General features: G+C 65.6%; 14 protein-coding genes. 8 read left to right on the top strand and 6 right to left on the bottom strand.

Going from position 1 to position 17964, the window contains the following annotated elements; genetic code table 11:
• Window positions 1-500: 500 nt before the first annotated feature.
• From OXG79_11195 to sthA, 4 genes are all read right to left on the bottom strand, one after another.
• Window positions 501-3353, bottom strand: a complete 2853-nt coding sequence (locus OXG79_11195) for a hypothetical protein (GenBank protein ID MCY3784338.1) — start codon at window positions 3351-3353, stop codon at window positions 501-503.
• Between the two features lie 127 nt (window positions 3354-3480).
• A complete protein-coding gene (locus OXG79_11200) occupies window positions 3481-3924 on the bottom strand; it encodes an NUDIX domain-containing protein (protein MCY3784339.1) in 444 nt (147 codons plus the stop codon).
• An 81-nt stretch (window positions 3925-4005) separates the two neighbouring features.
• Window positions 4006-5067 carry a tryptophan--tRNA ligase gene (trpS, locus tag OXG79_11205; GenBank protein ID MCY3784340.1) on the bottom strand — a complete coding sequence of 354 codons (1062 nt, stop codon included), beginning with the start codon at window positions 5065-5067 and terminating at the stop codon, window positions 4006-4008.
• Window positions 5068-5139: 72 nt separating this feature from the next.
• The gene (sthA, locus tag OXG79_11210; GenBank protein MCY3784341.1) at window positions 5140-6570 is read right to left on the bottom strand and encodes a Si-specific NAD(P)(+) transhydrogenase; all 1431 of its coding nucleotides are present in this window, start codon (window positions 6568-6570) and stop codon (window positions 5140-5142) included.
• 156 nt (window positions 6571-6726) lie between these two features.
• On the opposite strand from sthA, the gene modA reads away from it, so the two are divergent.
• From modA to OXG79_11235, 5 genes are all read left to right on the top strand, one after another.
• Window positions 6727-7488: a molybdate ABC transporter substrate-binding protein gene (gene modA, locus OXG79_11215; GenBank protein MCY3784342.1), complete on the top strand. Its 762-nt coding sequence runs from the start codon at window positions 6727-6729 to the stop codon at window positions 7486-7488.
• A gap of 22 nt (window positions 7489-7510) precedes the next feature.
• Complete coding sequence (locus OXG79_11220) at window positions 7511-8317, top strand: ABC transporter permease (protein ID MCY3784343.1); 807 nt, start codon at window positions 7511-7513, stop codon at window positions 8315-8317.
• Entirely contained in the window at window positions 8314-9399 is a 1086-nt protein-coding gene (locus tag OXG79_11225) for an ABC transporter ATP-binding protein (protein ID MCY3784344.1), read from the top strand. The genes OXG79_11220 and OXG79_11225 overlap by 4 nt, the downstream gene beginning before the upstream one ends.
• A 78-nt stretch (window positions 9400-9477) precedes the next feature.
• The gene (tcmP, locus tag OXG79_11230; GenBank protein MCY3784345.1) at window positions 9478-10377 is read left to right on the top strand and encodes a three-Cys-motif partner protein TcmP; all 900 of its coding nucleotides are present in this window, start codon (window positions 9478-9480) and stop codon (window positions 10375-10377) included.
• A complete protein-coding gene (locus OXG79_11235) occupies window positions 10370-11092 on the top strand; it encodes a phage Gp37/Gp68 family protein (protein MCY3784346.1) in 723 nt (240 codons plus the stop codon). Before tcmP ends, OXG79_11235 begins: the two co-directional genes overlap by 8 nt.
• Window positions 11093-11113: 21 nt before the next feature.
• Here the strand turns inward: OXG79_11235 and OXG79_11240 are convergent, their stop codons facing one another.
• Window positions 11114-12196, bottom strand: a complete 1083-nt coding sequence (locus OXG79_11240; GenBank protein MCY3784347.1) for an LLM class flavin-dependent oxidoreductase — start codon at window positions 12194-12196, stop codon at window positions 11114-11116.
• A gap of 166 nt (window positions 12197-12362) precedes the next feature.
• Between OXG79_11240 and OXG79_11245 the strand changes: the two genes are divergently transcribed.
• Window positions 12363-13046, top strand: a complete 684-nt coding sequence (locus tag OXG79_11245) for a DedA family protein (GenBank protein ID MCY3784348.1) — start codon at window positions 12363-12365, stop codon at window positions 13044-13046.
• Window positions 13047-13056: 10 nt separating this feature from the next.
• Here OXG79_11245 and OXG79_11250 read toward each other — a convergent pair whose 3' ends face one another.
• Entirely contained in the window at window positions 13057-13437 is a 381-nt protein-coding gene (locus tag OXG79_11250) for a RidA family protein (GenBank protein MCY3784349.1), read from the bottom strand.
• Window positions 13438-13969: 532 nt separating this feature from the next.
• Here OXG79_11250 and OXG79_11255 point away from each other — a divergent pair.
• Together OXG79_11255 and OXG79_11260 are read left to right on the top strand one after the other, a co-directional pair.
• Complete coding sequence (locus tag OXG79_11255) at window positions 13970-15133, top strand: amidohydrolase/deacetylase family metallohydrolase (GenBank protein ID MCY3784350.1); 1164 nt, start codon at window positions 13970-13972, stop codon at window positions 15131-15133.
• An 831-nt stretch (window positions 15134-15964) separates the two neighbouring features.
• Window positions 15965-17938, top strand: coding sequence for a hypothetical protein (locus OXG79_11260; protein ID MCY3784351.1), 1974 nt, complete (start codon window positions 15965-15967; stop codon window positions 17936-17938).
• Window positions 17939-17964: the final 26 nt, after the last annotated feature.

Here is a 17964-nt window from a genome sequence, read left to right on the forward strand (position 1 = left end):
GGGTAAGTGTGGTGCCGCCGTCAATGATGCGAACCCGAGGGCGCTGGTCGGGGCGGGGGGCTTTCGGGGTTGGCGCCAAGTAAAGCTCAGTTGCAATTTCGGAGCTTCCGAATGGCACGATGGTGACCGAAACCCTTCTCCGAGCCAATTCACCTTGGCCTACTACATGCCGCATGGTTTCACCTTTCAGGCCACCGGCGGTCTAGGCAACGATACATTCCGAAAGGCGCGGCCCGACTCCGGGAAGCGATATTTCGGGCTTGAGGCTGCACAGATGAACTCGGCGGTACCCAGCCTAGGCCGATCACGTTTGGGCAACGACCTAGGAGCAATATGATAGATGTAGGGCCTTAGGAAGTCCATACTCAAATAGTATACAACCCTGCAACGAACTGCAAGCGGTGAGTCGAAATCGAAAATAAAGCTACATAATCCGACATAAACCCAGTCTACGATGTGGAATGAGCTGTTATTTCGTAGCACGGGCATTTCGCTCGCGCCTAGTCAAGCTCAGGTAGTTTCGCTCCGTGGATTGATGGCTCCGCCGCCAGTATCCGTCGCAGGCGCGCCACTGATTCCTGACCTTCGGAGCCCAGCCCGAGTATGTCGCGCACGAGTACCCGGTCCAACTCGATACGTGCAGAGTCCACCGCGCAGCGGTGGAAGGACTCGAACTCAACGTTCGCCAGTTCGCGCCAGGCGCCGTTCGCGGCATCCAATTGCCACGAGTCCAGTTTGCAGACGTTTAGCGTCGGCAACTCGCGAATCAACGTCCGGCTGCCTTGTCCGCGCCCAAATTGTGATGGGTTGGCGCGGCTGGCATGGCAGAGCATCCCAAATGTCGAGTTGCACCAGAGCGCAAGCGCGGCCTCCATGACCTCACGTAGCTCGCCCGCGTCGTCATTGAGTTTGAGCGTGTGCCAAGCGCGCACGCCCAAAGTGCGTTCGAAGGTTCGCACGGCGGCGACTCGCTGTGAGTTGTACCGAACATCCGGTGTCAGGTGCAGGTTCCCGGCTGCGGTCCAAACCCGGGCATGGTCGCGGCCGGGCTTGGGCGAAAGTCGCGCATTGGGGTCGGTACCCAGCGAACGATGCACCGCCTCGCGCTGTTTCCAGATAGCTGGGTACTGCGCTAGTCCATCGTAGCCGTGGAAAGCGTCGAACACGCCGATCGAGTCCTTACGAATTTGCCCATGGTGAGGACTCACGGTGGCGATGGACTCAACTTGCGCGATGGGGATCGCACTCACAGCGCGGGTTCCGTCTGCGGACCAAATGAGACCGTTCGCAAGTGCCAGGGCACGTTGCCCAATCTCGGCAGAGCGCCACCGCACTCCGGGCACCGGAGCGCGGTCGATTGGCGAGTCCACCAGCTCTCCCCAGATTTCCCCGCCGACCACCAGCGGGTTGCCTCCAACTGGTGGCCCGTCCACGCGCTGAACAGCGGGCACTGAGCGCACCGCATTCAACACGGCGAGCGCGTCGGTAACCTGCATCGGCGACTTCCACAAGTTCACGCAGGTCACTCGACGCGGCGGCAGCTCGTCAGTCCGTAGGCGGCGTGCAACCAACAGCACTTCGGCGATGTCCGTGTCCTCGGACAGCGATTGGTTCTTGGGGTCATGCACCGCGAGGATGTAACTCACCGCATACCGCGATGTCAGGAGTTCCCGCATCCCGGACCAGGCGCTCCCTGCAACCGCCGCCATCGGCAACACCACGGCGATATGTCCGTTTGATTGCACCAGACGGTCTGCCAGCGCAAGGAAGGCCGACGCCAGGCCCACCCGCTGGTTTGCCGGCGTCCCCTGACAGGCCCGCACAAGGGCGCGTGACATCTGCCGCTCGACAGACGGCTCTCGGAACGACCCGAATACCGTCGTGTACGTGTCGGACCCGTCGCCAGGGCCTTCGTGCCGGGTATACGGCGGATTCATGATGACTAGATCAGCTCTGGGCCGCTGCGCACTGGATGCTTCTTCGCCTGCGAGCCCGCTTACCTGTTCTCCCGCGCCTGAAAATAGAGAGTCGAGACGGTCGCGTGTGAGCCAGTCCAACGACCCCAACCGCGCCCCGTTCACATCGTCGAAGCCTAGCGGCAGCGTATGCAGGTTCATCCGCCGAAATGCGACCGACGGCGACATCGCGGCCAACGTCGCTGCCGTGAGGTGAATGGCGGCTTGAACAACGTCTGCGCCGTGAATCACGTCTTCGATTAGCAGTTGATGCAGTTGGGTATCCGGCAGGTTTCTGGCCAGTCCCGCACGGCGTGCGTTGTCCGCCAGTTGGTGGTATGCGGCCATTAGCAGCGTTCCGGTGCCGCAGGCGGGATCGATGACAGTGAGATCCCGTATGGATTCCGGGTTGCGCCAATCCACGTCGGGCCATTGCGACGAATCGAGCGCAAGCCCAGCAAGGAGTGTCGCCGTCGGGATTTTCGTGTAGAAGGCGGCCAGGAATTTTCGGTCGGCGATGAGCCGGTTGAATATTCGTCCCGCAAGGTCGTGGCGGCGTGTGGCGGCCAGCCCCAACAGACGCTCGGCCGTCAGCGCGCAGCGATCCAGGAAATCCGAGGCGAGTTGCGTCGGGAGTTCTTCCACCACATCCCGTGCCATACGGAAGATTGGGAAGTAGTCGATGGCGAGAATCGCGTCCCAGGCGCTTGTCAAGCGGTTCTTGGAAGTGTGACCGTCCCAGCGGAGCGTGCTGACTGGACGTATGCCCGGTTCGAATTCGGCCAAGCGCTCGTGAAACATCATGGCGTTGATGACGACGAGCGCTCCCATGTTCGCGACCTCGTCGCCGGGTGCCGTCAAAAACACCTCGGCTACCCGCGGCAGCGTCGCCGGTGACGCGAATAGCCGAGCGCCCGCTGCCCGGGCGCCCTCGTCTAACTGTTCAACTGCTTCATCCAGGTCGTCGACTGGCGCTTCGGCGCTACGTACGGCCTGCGCTAGTTCATCAACGCTCCCGCGAATCTGCGGACCCGAGGTTCCGTCTCCGCGCCACTCCTGCCAGTCCAGGGTTGCAACGGCTAGCCTGCTACCTAGTTGGGCCTGGGGAACTCTCCGAAGGTCTTCAGGCACCGACACGGCAAAGGCTACGGCAACGGTCTGGCCCTGAATCTCCATTCCTAGCCGAGAGAGCGCGTCAGCGTGCACGCTGCGCGCCGGTGCATACTCCGTCTCGACGGCTATCGGCCCGCTGTCGACCAGGACGAGCACATCGGGCCGTCCACTGTCTGAGTGGGTCGATTCAGGCTCAGCTTGGAGCCCCGCTCGCTTGTGGAACAAATCCGCCAACGCCGCGTTGACCACGCTTTCATGCTTGCGGCCGGACGAGATTGCGGACATTTGAGTGGGTTGCTATCACCTGATGCGCGACGGTCTTCGGGCCAGTGTGCCAGCAAGTGAGGCGTGTCCCGCATAGTATTGTCGCGCGCGACTGCGTACGTGGATGCTCCTGGCCGCTTCGTCAGTTTCAGGCGGCCGTCAGAAGTTCCCGCAGACCCTCGGGATACAACGGACCGTCGAGCGGCTCGGAAAGGTCAAGCCAAACGGCTTCGATGCGTTTTCCGCTTGACTCCATCCCATGGATGAGCTCGGCGCCGTAGAGCGACCGGTCCACGAATTGCGCCTCGAAGAGAAACTCGATCTGGTGCGCGTGCTCACCGTCCCGCTCGAAGATGTTTTCGACGGTGGTCAGATGCCGCACCTGCTCGATTTCCGCCTCGATCTCCTCCAGGATCTCTCGCTTGACGGCCTGCGCCGCCCGCTCGCCGAACTCGATCGCGCCGCCCAACGGTCGGTAGTAGTGTTCGCCGTCGGGCGCGGTGTACCGCCGCACCAGCAGACGCGAGCCGTCGCGAATCACCGCCAGCGCGACCGGGCGAATGCGGGACCGGGACTTTCGCTTCTCAGACATCGGCACACCGCCTGGTAGGTCCGGCCGGCGCCGCGGCCACTTCGCGCCCACGCCGGGCGCGCCGTGGTGACCGGACCGGTCCTATGGCGCGCCGTCCGGTGGAGGCGGCGGACCGTCGGCCAAGTAGTCGAGGCTGAGCGCCGTGCGGACCTGCTCGACCAGCGCCTCGCCGCGGCGCTTGGTCGCGGCCGTGCCCGCAGCCAGCACGTCGCGCACGTCGTCGGGACGCGCGGCCCAGTGCTCCCGCCGGTCGCGAATCGGCGCCAGGAACGCATTCATGGCGTCGAACAGCCGGTCCTTGACCTCGACGTCCCCCACCCGGCCGGTTCGATAGCGGGCCTTCAGGTCGTCCACCTCGTCCGTATTCGGATTGAAGGCGTCGTGATACATGAACACCGGATTTCCCTCCACGGTGCCCGGATCGGTGGCTCGCAGCCGCTTGGGGTCGGTGAACATGCTGCGCACCTTGGCCCGCAGCGTTTCCTCCGAGTCCTTGAGGAAGATCGCATTGCCGGCCGAGGTGCCCATCTTGCCCTTGCCGTCGATGCCGACCAGACGCGGCACCGCACCGATCCGCGCCTCGGGTACCACGAAGGTGTCCCCGAACCGCCGGTTGAATCGAATGGCGATGTCGCGCGTCATCTCGATGTGCGGCAGCTGGTCGTCGCCAACCGGCACCAGGTGCGCCAGCGGCAGGAGGATATTGGCGATCTGCATGACGGGATAGTTGAAGAAGGCCACGGGCACCGACTTGGTCGTCGCTTCCAGGTCCGCCAGCTCGGCCTTCAGCGTCGGATTGCGCTGCAAGTGGCCCAGCCCCAGAAACCAGCTCAGGTGCAGCGTGAGCTCGGCAAACTCCGGCACGCCGCTCTCGATGACGAAGTGCGACTTGTCTGGATTCAACCCCACGCCCAGCCAGTCCAGCGTCACTTCCCACAGCCCCCAGCGAATCCACGGCAGATTGTCGGCATAGTCCGAGACCTGGTAGTCCGCCAGCAGGAAGAACGACTCGTACTCGTCCTGCAGCTCCAACCACTGCGAAAACGCCCCGGCGTAGTGGCCCACGTGGGACGGCCCCGAGGGGCGCAGCCCGGTCAGGATGCGGCGGCGTTCAGCGGCGGGGGTGTTGGCAGGCTCCGACATGCGGCGTGACCTTGAGGGCGAATGGGAACAGCCCATAGTGCCACTGGCAACTGCCCCAACGCGCCGCGTGGTCTACCGGACCAGCTTGTTGACCCCGTTCAGTCCGGCGACCTTGTAGGCCTCGGCGAACGTCGGATAGTTGAAGATCGTTTCCACGAAGTAGTCGATGGTGCCCTCGAGCTGCATGACCGCCTGGCCGATGTGCAGCAGCTCGCTGGCCTGGTTGCCGAAGATGTGGACGCCCAAGACCTTGCGCGTGCCCGGGTCGAACAGGAGCTTCAGAATGCCGAAGTCGTCGCCGATGATTGCCCCACGCGCAATCTCCTTGTACCGCGCCACGCCGCTTTCGTAGGCCGCCCCTTCCAGCGTGAGCTGCTCTTCGGTCTTACCGACCAGGGCAATCTCGGGAATGGTGTAAATGCCGATGGGCAACTCGTCGTCGATGCTGGGGCAGTCCAAACCCAGGGCGTGGCGTGCGGCCAGGCGGCCCTGCTCGGCCGACGTGGACGCCAGCGCGGGCTGTCCGATTACGTCGCCCACGGCATAGATGTGCTCCTGCTCCGTCTGAAAGAACTTGTTGACTTTCACCCGTCCGCGGTCGTCGGCGGCCAGCCCGGCGGCGTCGAGATTCAGCAGTCCCGTGGCGCCGCGGCGTCCGATGGAGTACATCACCACGTCACTGACCGTGCGGGCGCCGGTTTCGAGCACCGTGACCGGACGGCCCCTGGGATCGAACTCCACGTTTTCCACCCGATGCCCGAGGCGCATCGTGATGCCGTCCTCGCGCATGCGGAACTTCAGCGCTTCGCCAATCTCCTCGTCGACGATGTCGAGCAGTTCCTTGCGCCCGTCGATCAGTGTCACCGCGACGCCCAGCGTGGCAAAGATGCTGGCGTACTCCGTGCCAATGATTCCGCCGCCCACCACGGTCAGCGACTTTGGAATCCTTGGCAGGTCCAGGATGCCGTCGCTGTCGACGACCCGCTCCTGGTCGAAGGGGATGTGCGCCGGCCGCGACGGGTTCGACCCGGTGGCCAGAATGACCTTGTCGGCGCGAACCTCGATGATGGAGTTCTCGGTATGAATCGCGAGCATGTGGGGATCAACGAAGTGCGCGACGCCGTTGAGCAGCTCCACGTCGTTGCGCAAAAAGCCGTCGCGGACCACGTCCACCTCGGCCTGAACGACCTGGGCCGTGCGCAGCAGCAGATCGTGCATGGTCACGTCGGCCATCACGCGGTAGGACTCGCCGTAGAACGAGCGCTGGCCGATGCCGGTCACATGGATCACGGCCTCGCGCAGGGTCTTGGAAGGAATCGTGCCGCGATGGACCGCCTGCCCGCCGACGTAACGTTGGCGATCGATGGCGGCCACGCGCTTGCCGCCCTTGGCGGCCTGAATCGCGGCGCGCCGTCCCGCCGGTCCCGTGCCGATGACCACAATGTCGTAGTGCGGCTTGTCGTTCGACGGGCCGCCGGAGCCAAGGCCTTGAGAGTTCTGCACGCGCACAAACCGTATGCCCCAACAGTTCCGCAGGCATCGTAGCGTGACAATCGTTGAGGTAGGTATGGCCTCGACTGCGCGGAGTGGGTGGACGAGCTTGTGACGACGCATTGGCGCCGTGTGCCGGTTTCTCTGAGTGCACGGCGTGCCGCGGCTATGGTCGGGCTCGCGGTAGCGCTGCTGACAGGTGCCTGCGGCCCGGTTAATGACGACGAGATCACCGTCTATGCCGCGGCCTCCCTCCGGGATGCGTTTTCCGAAATTGCCCGGAAGTTCGAGGAAACTCGATCAGACGCGCGAGTGGTGCTCAACTTCGCGGGCTCGCAGGTGCTGCGGGCGCAGATCGAACGCGGGGCTCCGGCCGATGTCTTCGCCTCGGCGGACGACGTCCACGCACGGCAATTGGAGGCGGCCGGACTGCTGGCGGCCCTGCCGCGCACCTTCGCCGAGAACGCGCTGGTGCTCGCCGTGCCGGCAGGCAATTCACGTGGGATTGCGCAGCTGACCGACGTGGCCGCGCCGGACGTGCGCCTCGTCATGGGCATTGCGGACGTACCGGTCGGACGGTATGCCCGCGCGGCGTTGGAACGCTATGCCGGGGCGATTGGACGCGACGATTTCGTGGGAGCCGTCCTCGACAATGTGGTCTCATTCGAGACAAACGTTCGCCACGTGGCGGCGAAGCTGGAGTTGGGCGTGGTGGATGCCGGGTTCGTCTATCGCACCGATGTCCTCGCGTCCGACGGCGCGCTGGTCGAGATTCCGCTCCCTCCGGATGCGGTGATCGCGGCGCCCTATCCGATTGCGCTGACGAAGCGCGGAGCCGGCCGAGAGGCCGCGACGGCCTTTGCCGACTTCGTGCATTCACCCGCCGGCCAGCGCATGCTTACGTCGCACGGCTTTCGGCCCGCCGGCTGAAACTCGCCGAGGAATCTCCGAAATGCGGCGCGCCCAGTCCCTCACGTGGAGCAGGCTTGCCCTTGCCGCGTCCGCCGCGATCCTCGTTGCCTTTATCGGCATCCCCGTGGGGGCATTGATCGCCCGCGGGTTCATCCAGGGCGACGTGCTCGCGGCGCTGCGCAGCCCGGTGGCCACCACTGCCCTCTTGCTGTCGCTGGCCACCTCGGCCATTGCCGTCGCCGTGGCCGTGGTGCTGGGGACGCCGGCCGCCTATCTGCTCGCGCGTCATCCCTTCCCCGGGCGAAGCATCGTCGACACTCTGATCGATCTGCCGGTGGTGCTGCCGCCGGTCGTCGGCGGGCTGGCGCTGCTCGTGGCGCTTGGTCGCCATGGAGTCATCGGCGGCCCGCTGGACGCCGCCGGCGTGGACGTGGCGTTCACCACCGGGGCGGTGGTCCTGGCGCAACTTTTCGTCGCCGTTCCGTTCTACATTCGCGCCGCGCGTGCCGGATTCGAGAGTGTCGACCGCCGGCTCGAATCCGTCTCGGCAACGCTTGGCGCAGGCGGATGGCGCACGTTCAGGCGAGTAACGGTGCCCTTGGCGCTGCCGTCGCTGATCGGCGGCGCGGTGATGTGCTGGGCGCGCGCCCTGGGCGAGTTCGGCGCCACGATCATGTTTGCCGGCAATGTCTTTGGCCGCACCCAGACAATGCCGCTGGCCATTCTCGAAGCGATTGAGACTGACGTGGACGCGGCGCTGGCCATCGCCATTGTCCTCATCGCCCTGGCCTTCGCCGGGCTGCTGGTCTTCAAGGGACTGGCGCGGCTCGGAGGACGGGTCCTGTGATTCGGGCCGACATCCGCACTACCGTCGGCAGCTTCGACCTCGCGGTCGAGCTCGCGGTGGATCGCGAGATCACGGTGCTCTATGGGCACTCGGGCGCGGGCAAGACGCTGACCCTGGAGGCCATCGCAGGTCTGCTGACTCCCCGACAGGGTCGAATCACGCTGCACGACCGGGTCATGTTCGACAGCGCGAACGGCGTCAACGTGCCGCCGCAACGGCGCGACCTCGGCTACCTGGTGCAGAGCTACGCGCTCTTTCCGCATCTGACCGTGGCGCAGAACATCGCCTACGGCCTCGGACATGTCCGCCGTTCCGAGCGGCGCGAGCGAGTGGAGAGCTTCGCGCGCATGTTCGGCGTGGACGACCTGCTCCGGCGTCGTCCCGCGCGCATCTCGGGCGGCCAGGCCCAGCGCGTGGCCTTGGCGCGCGCGCTGGTGCGCGAGCCGCGGGTGCTGCTCTTGGACGAGCCGTTCGCCGCCGTTGACTCGAGCAACCGCCGCACCATGCGGCGGGAACTCCGGCAGCTCGCCCAGCGCCTAGACCTGAGCGTGGTCATGGTCACCCACGACCTCACCGAGGCCTACAACGTGGGAGACCGGCTGGCGGTCATCGATCGCGGACGCGTGCTGCAAGCGGGACCCCGCGACGAGGTCTTCCACCGCCCCGCCACGGCGCGCGCCGCGGAGCTGCTCGGCGTGCAGAACGTCCTGCCGGGCCGGGTCGTGGGCACTAACGGCGACCGCGTCCACGTCGCGACCGGGCTCGGCATGGTCGCGGCAATGGTCGAATCCCGCCCCGCAACCGATCATGTCCAGCTCGCCGTCCGCGCCGAGCAGATCATCCTGGAGCGGCCCGACCGGCCCTCGACCGAGCGCGAGAACCGCTTCCAAGTCACCATCATCGACGAGGCCGCGTTTGGCTTCTCGCACACGCTGGTCGTGCGAGTCGACGACGCCGCGTCAGGTGCGCCAACCCTGGAGATCGACGTCCCGGCGCATCCCTACCAGGTGCTCAACGTCCCCGCCCACCGCGACTGGCGCATCCACATCCCGCCGGAGGCAGTGCACGTCATCGTGGAGTAGCAGGGCGCAGATTCCTCGATGGATTCGGAAGCGCCACGGTGGTACCGTACAAAATACGAACAAGCGATAGGAGCCAGCGTGGGCGAGTTCTCGCATCTAGTTGAGACCAGCGGTGACGGCCTGCCGGTCTCGGACTACCGACAGCACACTCTGCAGAAGCTTGCGACCGTGCGCTACTACCTCGAAGCGTTCAATATCGCGTGCACACGCACGAAATGGTTTGGCGGATGGACGTTTGTGGATACGTTCGCTGGTTCTGGCCTCGTGCAGGTTCGCGACACCCAAAGGTTCTTCGAAGGATCTGCGCTGATTGGACTTCGAAGTGGGGCGTCTGTTGTCCACGCCATTGAGTTTGAGCAGGCCAATGTCGATGCGCTCAGACAGCGTGCGACGGATCGCGGCATCGGTGGCCGACTCCAAACACATCCGGGAGACGCCAACACTGTCGCTCCACGTATCCTCGCCAACATTCGACCACGGACTCCTGTGTTCGTGCTTCAGGATCCGGAGAGTATGGAACTCAAGTGGTCGACCGTCGAAGCCGTCGCAAGGGCCAATCAGGGAAGGCGCAAACGCAAGCCCGAACAGCTCATCAACTTCACCGACGGAGTTCTGAGACTCTTCTGGACTAAGCAGCGAATTGCGCCAGCGAACCAAGATCGCCTTGACAGCTACTTTGGTACCGGTGCTTGGCGCGATATCGTCGAGAGCCGCAGGGCGGGTCGCTTGGAATCATGGGGGACGATCCAAGCTGCTGTGGACCTCTACAAGAAGCGACTTCGCGATGACGTCGGATACTCGCACGTGCTTGATCAAGAAGTGCGCCGCGACATGGTGACGCGCGGTCAGCGCGCCTATCACCTTATCTTTGCAAGTGACCACCCTGCTGCTCGCGGGATCATGACGGACGCATTTGGGAAAGTGCACGTGGGGCAGGGCCAGTTCCCTGGGATGCCACCGGCGAGTACTGATGAGTAGCGCGAGCCGCATCGAGTGGACCGACGCCACCTGGAATCCCGTGACGGGCTGCACCCGCATGAGTCCCGGCTGTGACCACTGTTACGCCGAGCGGATGGCGAAGCGGCTGAAGGCGATGGGGAATCCTCGCTACACGAATGGGTTCGACGTGACGCTGCATTGGGACAAGGTGTCCGAGCCGCTGAAGTGGCGGCAGCCGCGTCGCATCTTTGTAAACAGCATGAGCGATCTGTTTCACGACGCGGTTCCGCCGGAATTTGTGCGGGCGGTTTTCGACACCATGGCGGCCGCACACTGGCACGAGTTCCAGGTTCTCACCAAGCGCGCTCGGCGGCTCCCCAAGGTCGCGGGGGACCTCAGATGGCCGCCCAATGTGTGGCTAGGCGTCTCGGTTGAATCGCAGGAATATGCGTGGCGCGCGGACCACTTGCGTCGGGTGCCTGCCGCGGTGCGCTTCTTGTCGGTCGAGCCGCTTGTCGGTCCCGTTCAGACGCTGGACTTGGACGGCATCGACTGGGTCATCGTGGGCGGCGAAAGCGGACCGGGCGCCCGACCGATGGACCCGCAGTGGGCGCGCGCGATTCGCAATCAGTGCGTGGCCGAATCCGTCCCATTCTTCTTCAAGCAGTGGGGAGGTGTGAACAAGCACCGCACGGGACGCGTGCTCGACGGCCGCACATGGGACGAATTCCCGGTGGCGACCGCCAAAGCCTAGCCGGCGAGCAGTCGGTCCCCGCTAGCTCGCCCCGTTCAACCTCGGCATCACCTCGTCCACCAGCAGCGTCATCGACTGCACCCACTGGTCGCGCGGCTGCCACTCGTGCGCCATGGCCAGCAGCACGCCGAACCCACCCACGTCGTCGTAGAGCTTCTGCAGCTTGGCGGTGACGTCGTCCGGGCTGCCCACGATGAAGACGTTGTCCACCAGGTACTCGACCGTCACGTCGGAGTCCGGCATGTCCGTGTCGATCTTCATCGCGTCGAGCATGCGCACCTTCGGCATGATGTGCAGGAAGTAGTGACGGAAGTCGCGGGCCAGCGTGCCTTCCAGGGCTTCTTTCCGCGCCTTCTCGGTGGTTTCGGCGATATAGACCTCGCGCGCGATGCGCCATTGCGAGCGGTCGGGCGTTCGGCCGGCCTCCCGCGCGCCCTCCTCCACCGATTCCCAGTGCGTCTTGACCACGCGCGTCGGCACCAGGTTGATGCTCATCGGAATCCACCCACGCGCGCCCGCCAGCGTCAGCGTGCCGGAGTTCTCCGACACTCCGGCTACCCCGATCGGCGGATGCGGCTTCTGGTAGGGCTCCATGTGCACCCGCAGGCCGATCAGATCGTCCGGCTCGGGAATGTTGAAGTCCCAGAAGGCCGTTCGGTAGCGTCCCGGCTTCGGGTCGTTCCAGAGCATGAGCACCGTTTCGATGGCTTCGCGCGTCATGGCCCGGTGCTCGCCTGTCTTCGGGTCGAAGCCGAACACCTCGAAGTCGCCGGGAAATCCGCCGGAGCCCACGCCCCACATGAAACGGCCCTTGGCCATGTGGTCGAGCTGGGCGATCCGGTGGGCGATCATGAATGGGTTGTGGTTGGGCATGCAGGTCACGCCCGTCCCGAACTTCATGCGCTCGGTTTTTGCCAGCGCGTGCGCAATGAAAATGTCGGGCGCGGGGATGTTCTCCCACTGCGTCGTGAAGTGCTCCCCGATCCACGCCTCGCTATAGCCCAACTTTTCGAGCGTGATGAGCATGTCGAGGTCGTTTTCGAGCGTCTCGGTGACGTTCGACCCCGGAGGGTGCAGGGGCATGGCGAACAGTCCGACGTCCATCGCAACCTCCGTCCCGTATCCGGACAGTGCGGGCGCGCGTTGAGCCGCGATTGTCGGCCAGCGGCGGACATAGCGTCAACGCGGCGGCAATTGACCGGGAGCGTCGACCACCGCCTGCGCGCTCGTTGCTACCGTGGACGGCGGGACCGCGCACGGTGCGATGTCGATGGCCGAGTGGGTAGCCGAGCAGGGACAGCTGCTGCTGGCCTTGCTCGAAGATCACCAATACCTTGCGCTCGCCCTCGCCGTCGGTCTCGAGGGCGCCGGCGTGCCGCTGCCGATCTCGGCCGAGGTGGTCGTGGTCACGATGGGGTTTCAGGTCTACCGCGGCGAGGCGAACCCGTGGGCGGTGATGGGCACCGTGGTGGCGTCCGCCACGGCCGGCGTGAGCGTGCAGTATTGGATTGCGCGCGGCATCGGCCGCCCCCTGCTCGATCGCTACGGACGCATCCTGCGGATTCGCCCCACGCACCTGGAGCGCCTCGAACGCTGGTTCGCGCGACGCGCCTTCCCGGTGGTCGTGATCGGCCGCGTCGTGCCGGCCGTGCGCATCATCATTCCCGTCGTGGCCGGGGTTGCGCGCGGCGACTTCCGCCGCTTCGTGCCCGCCGCGGCCGCCGGAATCTCGCTCTGGGCCCTGCTCTACATGGGCATCGGCTGGGCCTTCGGCGACACGGTCGAGCACCTCGTGACGACCCTGCTGGAGGACCCGACGCTGGCGGTCATCGTGGGCGCCGCGGTCGGCGGCCTTCTCGCGGTGCTCGTCGTGCTCCGCTTCCGCCGTCGTCTGGCGCCGCTCGTCGCCGGTCCGGCGGCGCGCCTAACCGAGCGATTCGGGCGGCGCGGCTAGGTCTCGTCCGCTAGTCGAGCACCGCCGTCGCCTCGATCTCCACCAGGCCGCCCGGGAGCGCCAGCTCCACGCCCACGGTCGAGCGCGCGGGCTTGAGGTCGCCGAAGTACTCGATGTAGACCTCGTTCATGCCGGAGAAGTTGGCGATGTCGGTGATGAACACCGTCACCTTCACCACGTCTTCGAGCGTCGCCCCGGCGGCTTCCAGCGCGGTCTTGACGTTCTCGAGCGTCTGCCGCGTCTGCGAGGTGATGTCGTCGCCCACCAGCTTGCCGTCGGCGTCGAGGCCCAACATGCCGGCGGTCGTCACGATGTTGTTCTTGCGAACCACGAGCGTGTAAGGAGCAATCGGCGCGGACATGCTGTCCGGGTTGATGCGCTGGATTCCCATGAGCGTTTCTCTCTGTCAGTGACTCGGTTCCCGAGGGTACACGGCGGAATGGCGATTGGCCGTCCAACAAGCCCATTTCGTACTCCCTTGTCGGACGCTGGAACAGAGTCCGTACCCCCTCTCCGACTGTCCCTAAGTGCTCTCAGTTGCGAGACCCTTGCGCAACCCCTCCGTCATTCCCGCGAAGGCGGGAATCCACCCTTCATTGATCCCGGGGGCGGACAGGATGCGCCCGGTCATCGCCAAGTCCGGCTGGATTCTGCAAGAGTCTCCGGAGGCGGGAATCCACCCTTCATTGATCCCGGGGGCGGACAGGATGCGCCCGGTCATCGCCAAGTCCGGCTGGATTCTGCAAGAGTCTCCGGAGGCGGGAATCCAGCGGCGGCTGAACGGCGGTCCAGTCCCCTCTCCCTGAGGGAGAGGGTTAGGGTGAGGGGGTCCGGGCTTGGGCGCGCGGGCTGTAGACCAATTGCCGAACGCCACCCATCCGCGACGGCTACCATTGCGTCTCTCGTCAGCGGAGGGCCTGGCCGTGTACGACCTCCTGATCTCCGGCGGCACCGTCGTCGACCCGGCGCAGGGCCTCAACCACCCGCGCGACGTGGCGATCGCGGGCGGCCGCGTGCGCGCGGTCGCCGAGCGCATCGATCCCGCGCAGGCCGAGCACGTCCTCGACGCCTCCGGCCTCCTGGTCACGCCCGGCCTCGTCGACGTCCACGTCCACGTCTACGACGGCGTGAGCCACTACGGCATCGACGCTGACACCTACGTCCTTCCGAGCGGCGTCACCACGGCCATCGACGCCGGATCGGCCGGCGCCGACACCTTCGAGGGCCTGCGGCGCTACGTGATCGAGGTTTCGGAAACGCGCCTCAAGGCCTGCCTCAACATCTCGGCGACGGGCATGGTCTCGCCGGTGGTGGGCGAGCTGGAGGACATCCGTCTCATAGACCCGAAGAAGGCCATCGAGGTCTGCGAGCGCCACCGCGACGTGATCGTCGGCGTCAAGGCCCGGCTCAGCGAGAACCTGGCGGGAAACAACGCCCTGCCCGCCCTGCACCGGGCCCGCGAGGCGGCGGACGCGGTGGGGCTGCCCATCATGATTCATCCCAACGCGCCCGTCTGCACGCTGGACGACATCCTCCGCGAGATGAAGGCCGGCGACCTGTTGACCCACTGCTATCACGGGTTGGACGAGGGCATCCTGGACGATGACGGCCGCGTGCGCGCCCCGGTCCGCGACGCCGTAAACCGCGGCGTCCACCTCGACGTGGGGCACGGCCAGGGCAGCTTCTCCTGGAGCGTGGCCGAGTCGGCGATGGCGCAGGATCTCGTCCCAAGCACCATCAGCAGCGATCTGCACGCCTACAATTTCGACGGTCCGGTCTTCGATCTGGCCACCACCCTCAGCAAATTCCTGCACCTGGGCCTGGATCTGCCCGACGCCCTGCGCCGCTGCACCGTCACCCCGGCCGAGATCCTGGGCATGCAAGGCCAGATCGGCACCCTGGCCGTCGGCGCCCACGCGGACGCCGCGCTGTTCCGCGAGGAGATCGGCGCCCACAGCTTCGAGGACGCCCACGGCCAAACTCGCATCGGCGAGCGCCGCCTGGTGCCCGTCAAGGTCGTCAAAGGCGGCAAGGTCATCGACGCCATCGCCCGCGGCTGGCACGGCGACCATCATCACCATCACTAGGCGGGTCGGGTTGGGGCTGTCGCCGACCGCGCCTCCGCTATAGGAGACTTTTGCGTAGACCCTTCGTCATTCCCGCGAAGGCGGGAATCCACCCGTCGCTGAATCTGGTGGCGGGTGGGATTTGCACGGCCATCCTTAGTCTGACCGGATGTTGCATGGGTCTTCGATAGCCCGTAGCTGCCTGACCGACCGGATCGACACCCGTCGCCCGGTGCTCCCATTGATTGGCGAGTCCAGCTGACGTCTCACGACAGATCGCGGAAGGGCGGCGCGCCCAGACTGTGCGGTGCAATCCGGCTGGCGCTTGAATCGACCATGGAACGATTCGGCTGCCTCGCGCGTATTGTTTGGTAGGAGTGCCGAGAAACAGATGCCGCGATGGCGCCTGAGACTTACCTGCGAGCATCCAACGCCTTGCCTGGCGGGCGGCATAGACGAACGGTCGCGAACAGTTCCGGGAATCCGGAACCGGTGACTCGACGGCGATATCGTGGCCGCTCGGACGGGATGCGATGCCGCCGACGCCACCACATTGGGCATCTGTTGACTAGGACGACAGTGTCGTGAACCTCAATCCTTGAGAGCCTGACGGTGCACCTCATTCATTGGAAATCTTGGCCTTGTACTCACCGAATGAGGCGCGGTGACGGTGGCGTGGTGAGTCACGGGATTAGCAGGCGTGGCTCCGGGGCGCTGGCGCGGGTCGCCTTACCGGCGGTGCTTGTGGCAGCGCTAGCGATTGGATGTGGTCCCGACGGAACCGAAGAGCCCCAGTTCATAGAAATAGTGAAAACAGACGTCCCTGTGCATGTACACAGAGCAACCACGGCTTTGACCACTCACGGCCAGCTCACCTTTCAGGAGTGTGACGGGCGATTCGGTTGGGGCCCGCGATATGACTATGACGTGGTGGCCTGGAGTCCCGACGGGTCGACGGTGTATTTCACGTATGGCTGGGACCTCTACGGCGTCACGGCGGATGGGTCGCGCCTCTGGCTGATCGCCACCGGCGCGCCGCCAGAATCGGACCCTCTCAGGGCAACGGCACCGGCGACGGCGTTCTCGGTGGCGCCGGACGGGAGCCACCTGGTGTACGCGAGCTGCCGCTACCCACCAGCGGAGTTCACCATGCCGGATGGTCGAGTGTTGCTGGATGCCGGCGGGGGAACGTTCGAGCTGGTGCGGATCACGGTCGATGGCGGGAATGTGGAGCGGCTCACGGCGAACCGGGGCGTGGATCACTATTCCGCTTGGTCGCCGGATGGGCGGCGCATTGCCTACGTATCCGATGCCGAGCTGGTCGCTAGTGAACTTGATGCCGCGTTGGCAGACCAGCACCCGGCGCCGCCTAGCCGGCGCATTCGGAGCAATTCCGACGCCTCGTGGGTGGGCCTGTACACGATGGCGGCCGATGGCACCGACATTCGACCGGTGCTGGACGAGGACTTCGCGGTGCTGCACCAGCCGCCCGCCTGGTCGCCCGATGGCCGGCATTTGGCCGTCGTGCGATATGGCAAAGAAGAGTCGGCATTTGGCCCCACGACGAGGAGTACCAGACGGCAGTTGTATGTGGTCGGGGCCGACGGCGCCGAGCCGCTGCGACTGGCGGCCAACGTGGTGAGCGGGCCCTCGTGGTCGCCGGACGGCCGGCGGCTGGCGATCGCGAAGGCGGAAGAAGGCGGGGTGGGGCTATACGTCATTGGTCTAGACGGTACGGGGGCGCGGCGGTTGATTGGCATCGAAGAGTGGCGTGGGGGCAACTGGCAAGCGCTGGAGGGTGAGAATCCGGCAGAGGCCTGGATCGACACGGTGGCCTGGTCGCCTGACGGCACGCAGATTCTCGTCCGGTCCAACGCTCGGTACACGGCGATTGTCGTCAACGTGGAGTCTGGCCGGAGCACCGAGGTAGGGATCGAACCTGGAATTCGGCCCAAGAGAGCATTCCAGGGCGTGCGGGCTGCGGCGTGGTCGCCCGATGGCTCGCGCATCGCGATGACCGGCGGCGGGGAGATCAAGCTACGAGAGGCACCCCAGATCGTGGGGACGGTGGCTCCTGACGGCACGGGTCTGAAGGTGCTGGCCTTGGTAGGCGCGGGAGGCGACCTGGTTGCGGAGGGCGCGCAGGAACCAGACGTGGTGGCCAGCCAGACTAAGTGCGCCGACGGGACGCTGGTGCCGGATCCCGCCGGGAGCGCCGGCTTGGTGCGCGATTGCCAGGTCCTGCTGGGTCTGCGCGACGCGTTGTTCGGCGAGAGCGGCCAAAAGCCGAATTGGAGTCCGGGAGCGCCGATGGCCCAATGGCTGGGAGTGACGATCACGGGCACGCCGCCGCGGGTCACGAGCCTTAGCCTGCGGTCCCAGGATTTGCGCGGGACGTTGTCGCCGGCGCTGGGCGACCTGACGTCCTTGCGCACCTTGGACCTCGCCTTCAATTCCTTCTCCGGCTCAATCCCGGCGAAGCTGGGCAACCTGTCGCAACTGCGTCGATTGGGACTCGCGTCGAACGAACTGCGAGGGCCGATTCCGCCGGCGCTCGGGCGGCTGACCAAATTGGAAGTTCTCAGTCTCAGCGATAACTACCTCGAAGGCGCGATCCCGCCGCAGCTGGGCCAGTTGGTCAACCTCCGCCTGCTCGGCCTCGAGGCCAACAAGCTCGTCGGTGACATCCCACCGGAGTTGGGTCGCTTGCCCAAGCTGGAGTACGTCTGGCTGGGGGGCAATGACCTCACCGGCTGCGCGCCGGCGGAGTTACCGGTCGAGGATTCGGCGAGCCTCGGGCTTCCCACATGCGAGCCGGCAGCGTGAGGAGCCTCCACGAGCGAGTCTGGGGC

The organism is Chloroflexota bacterium (assembly GCA_026706485.1).
GTDB lineage: Bacteria > Chloroflexota > UBA11872 > UBA11872 > UBA11872 > JAJECS01.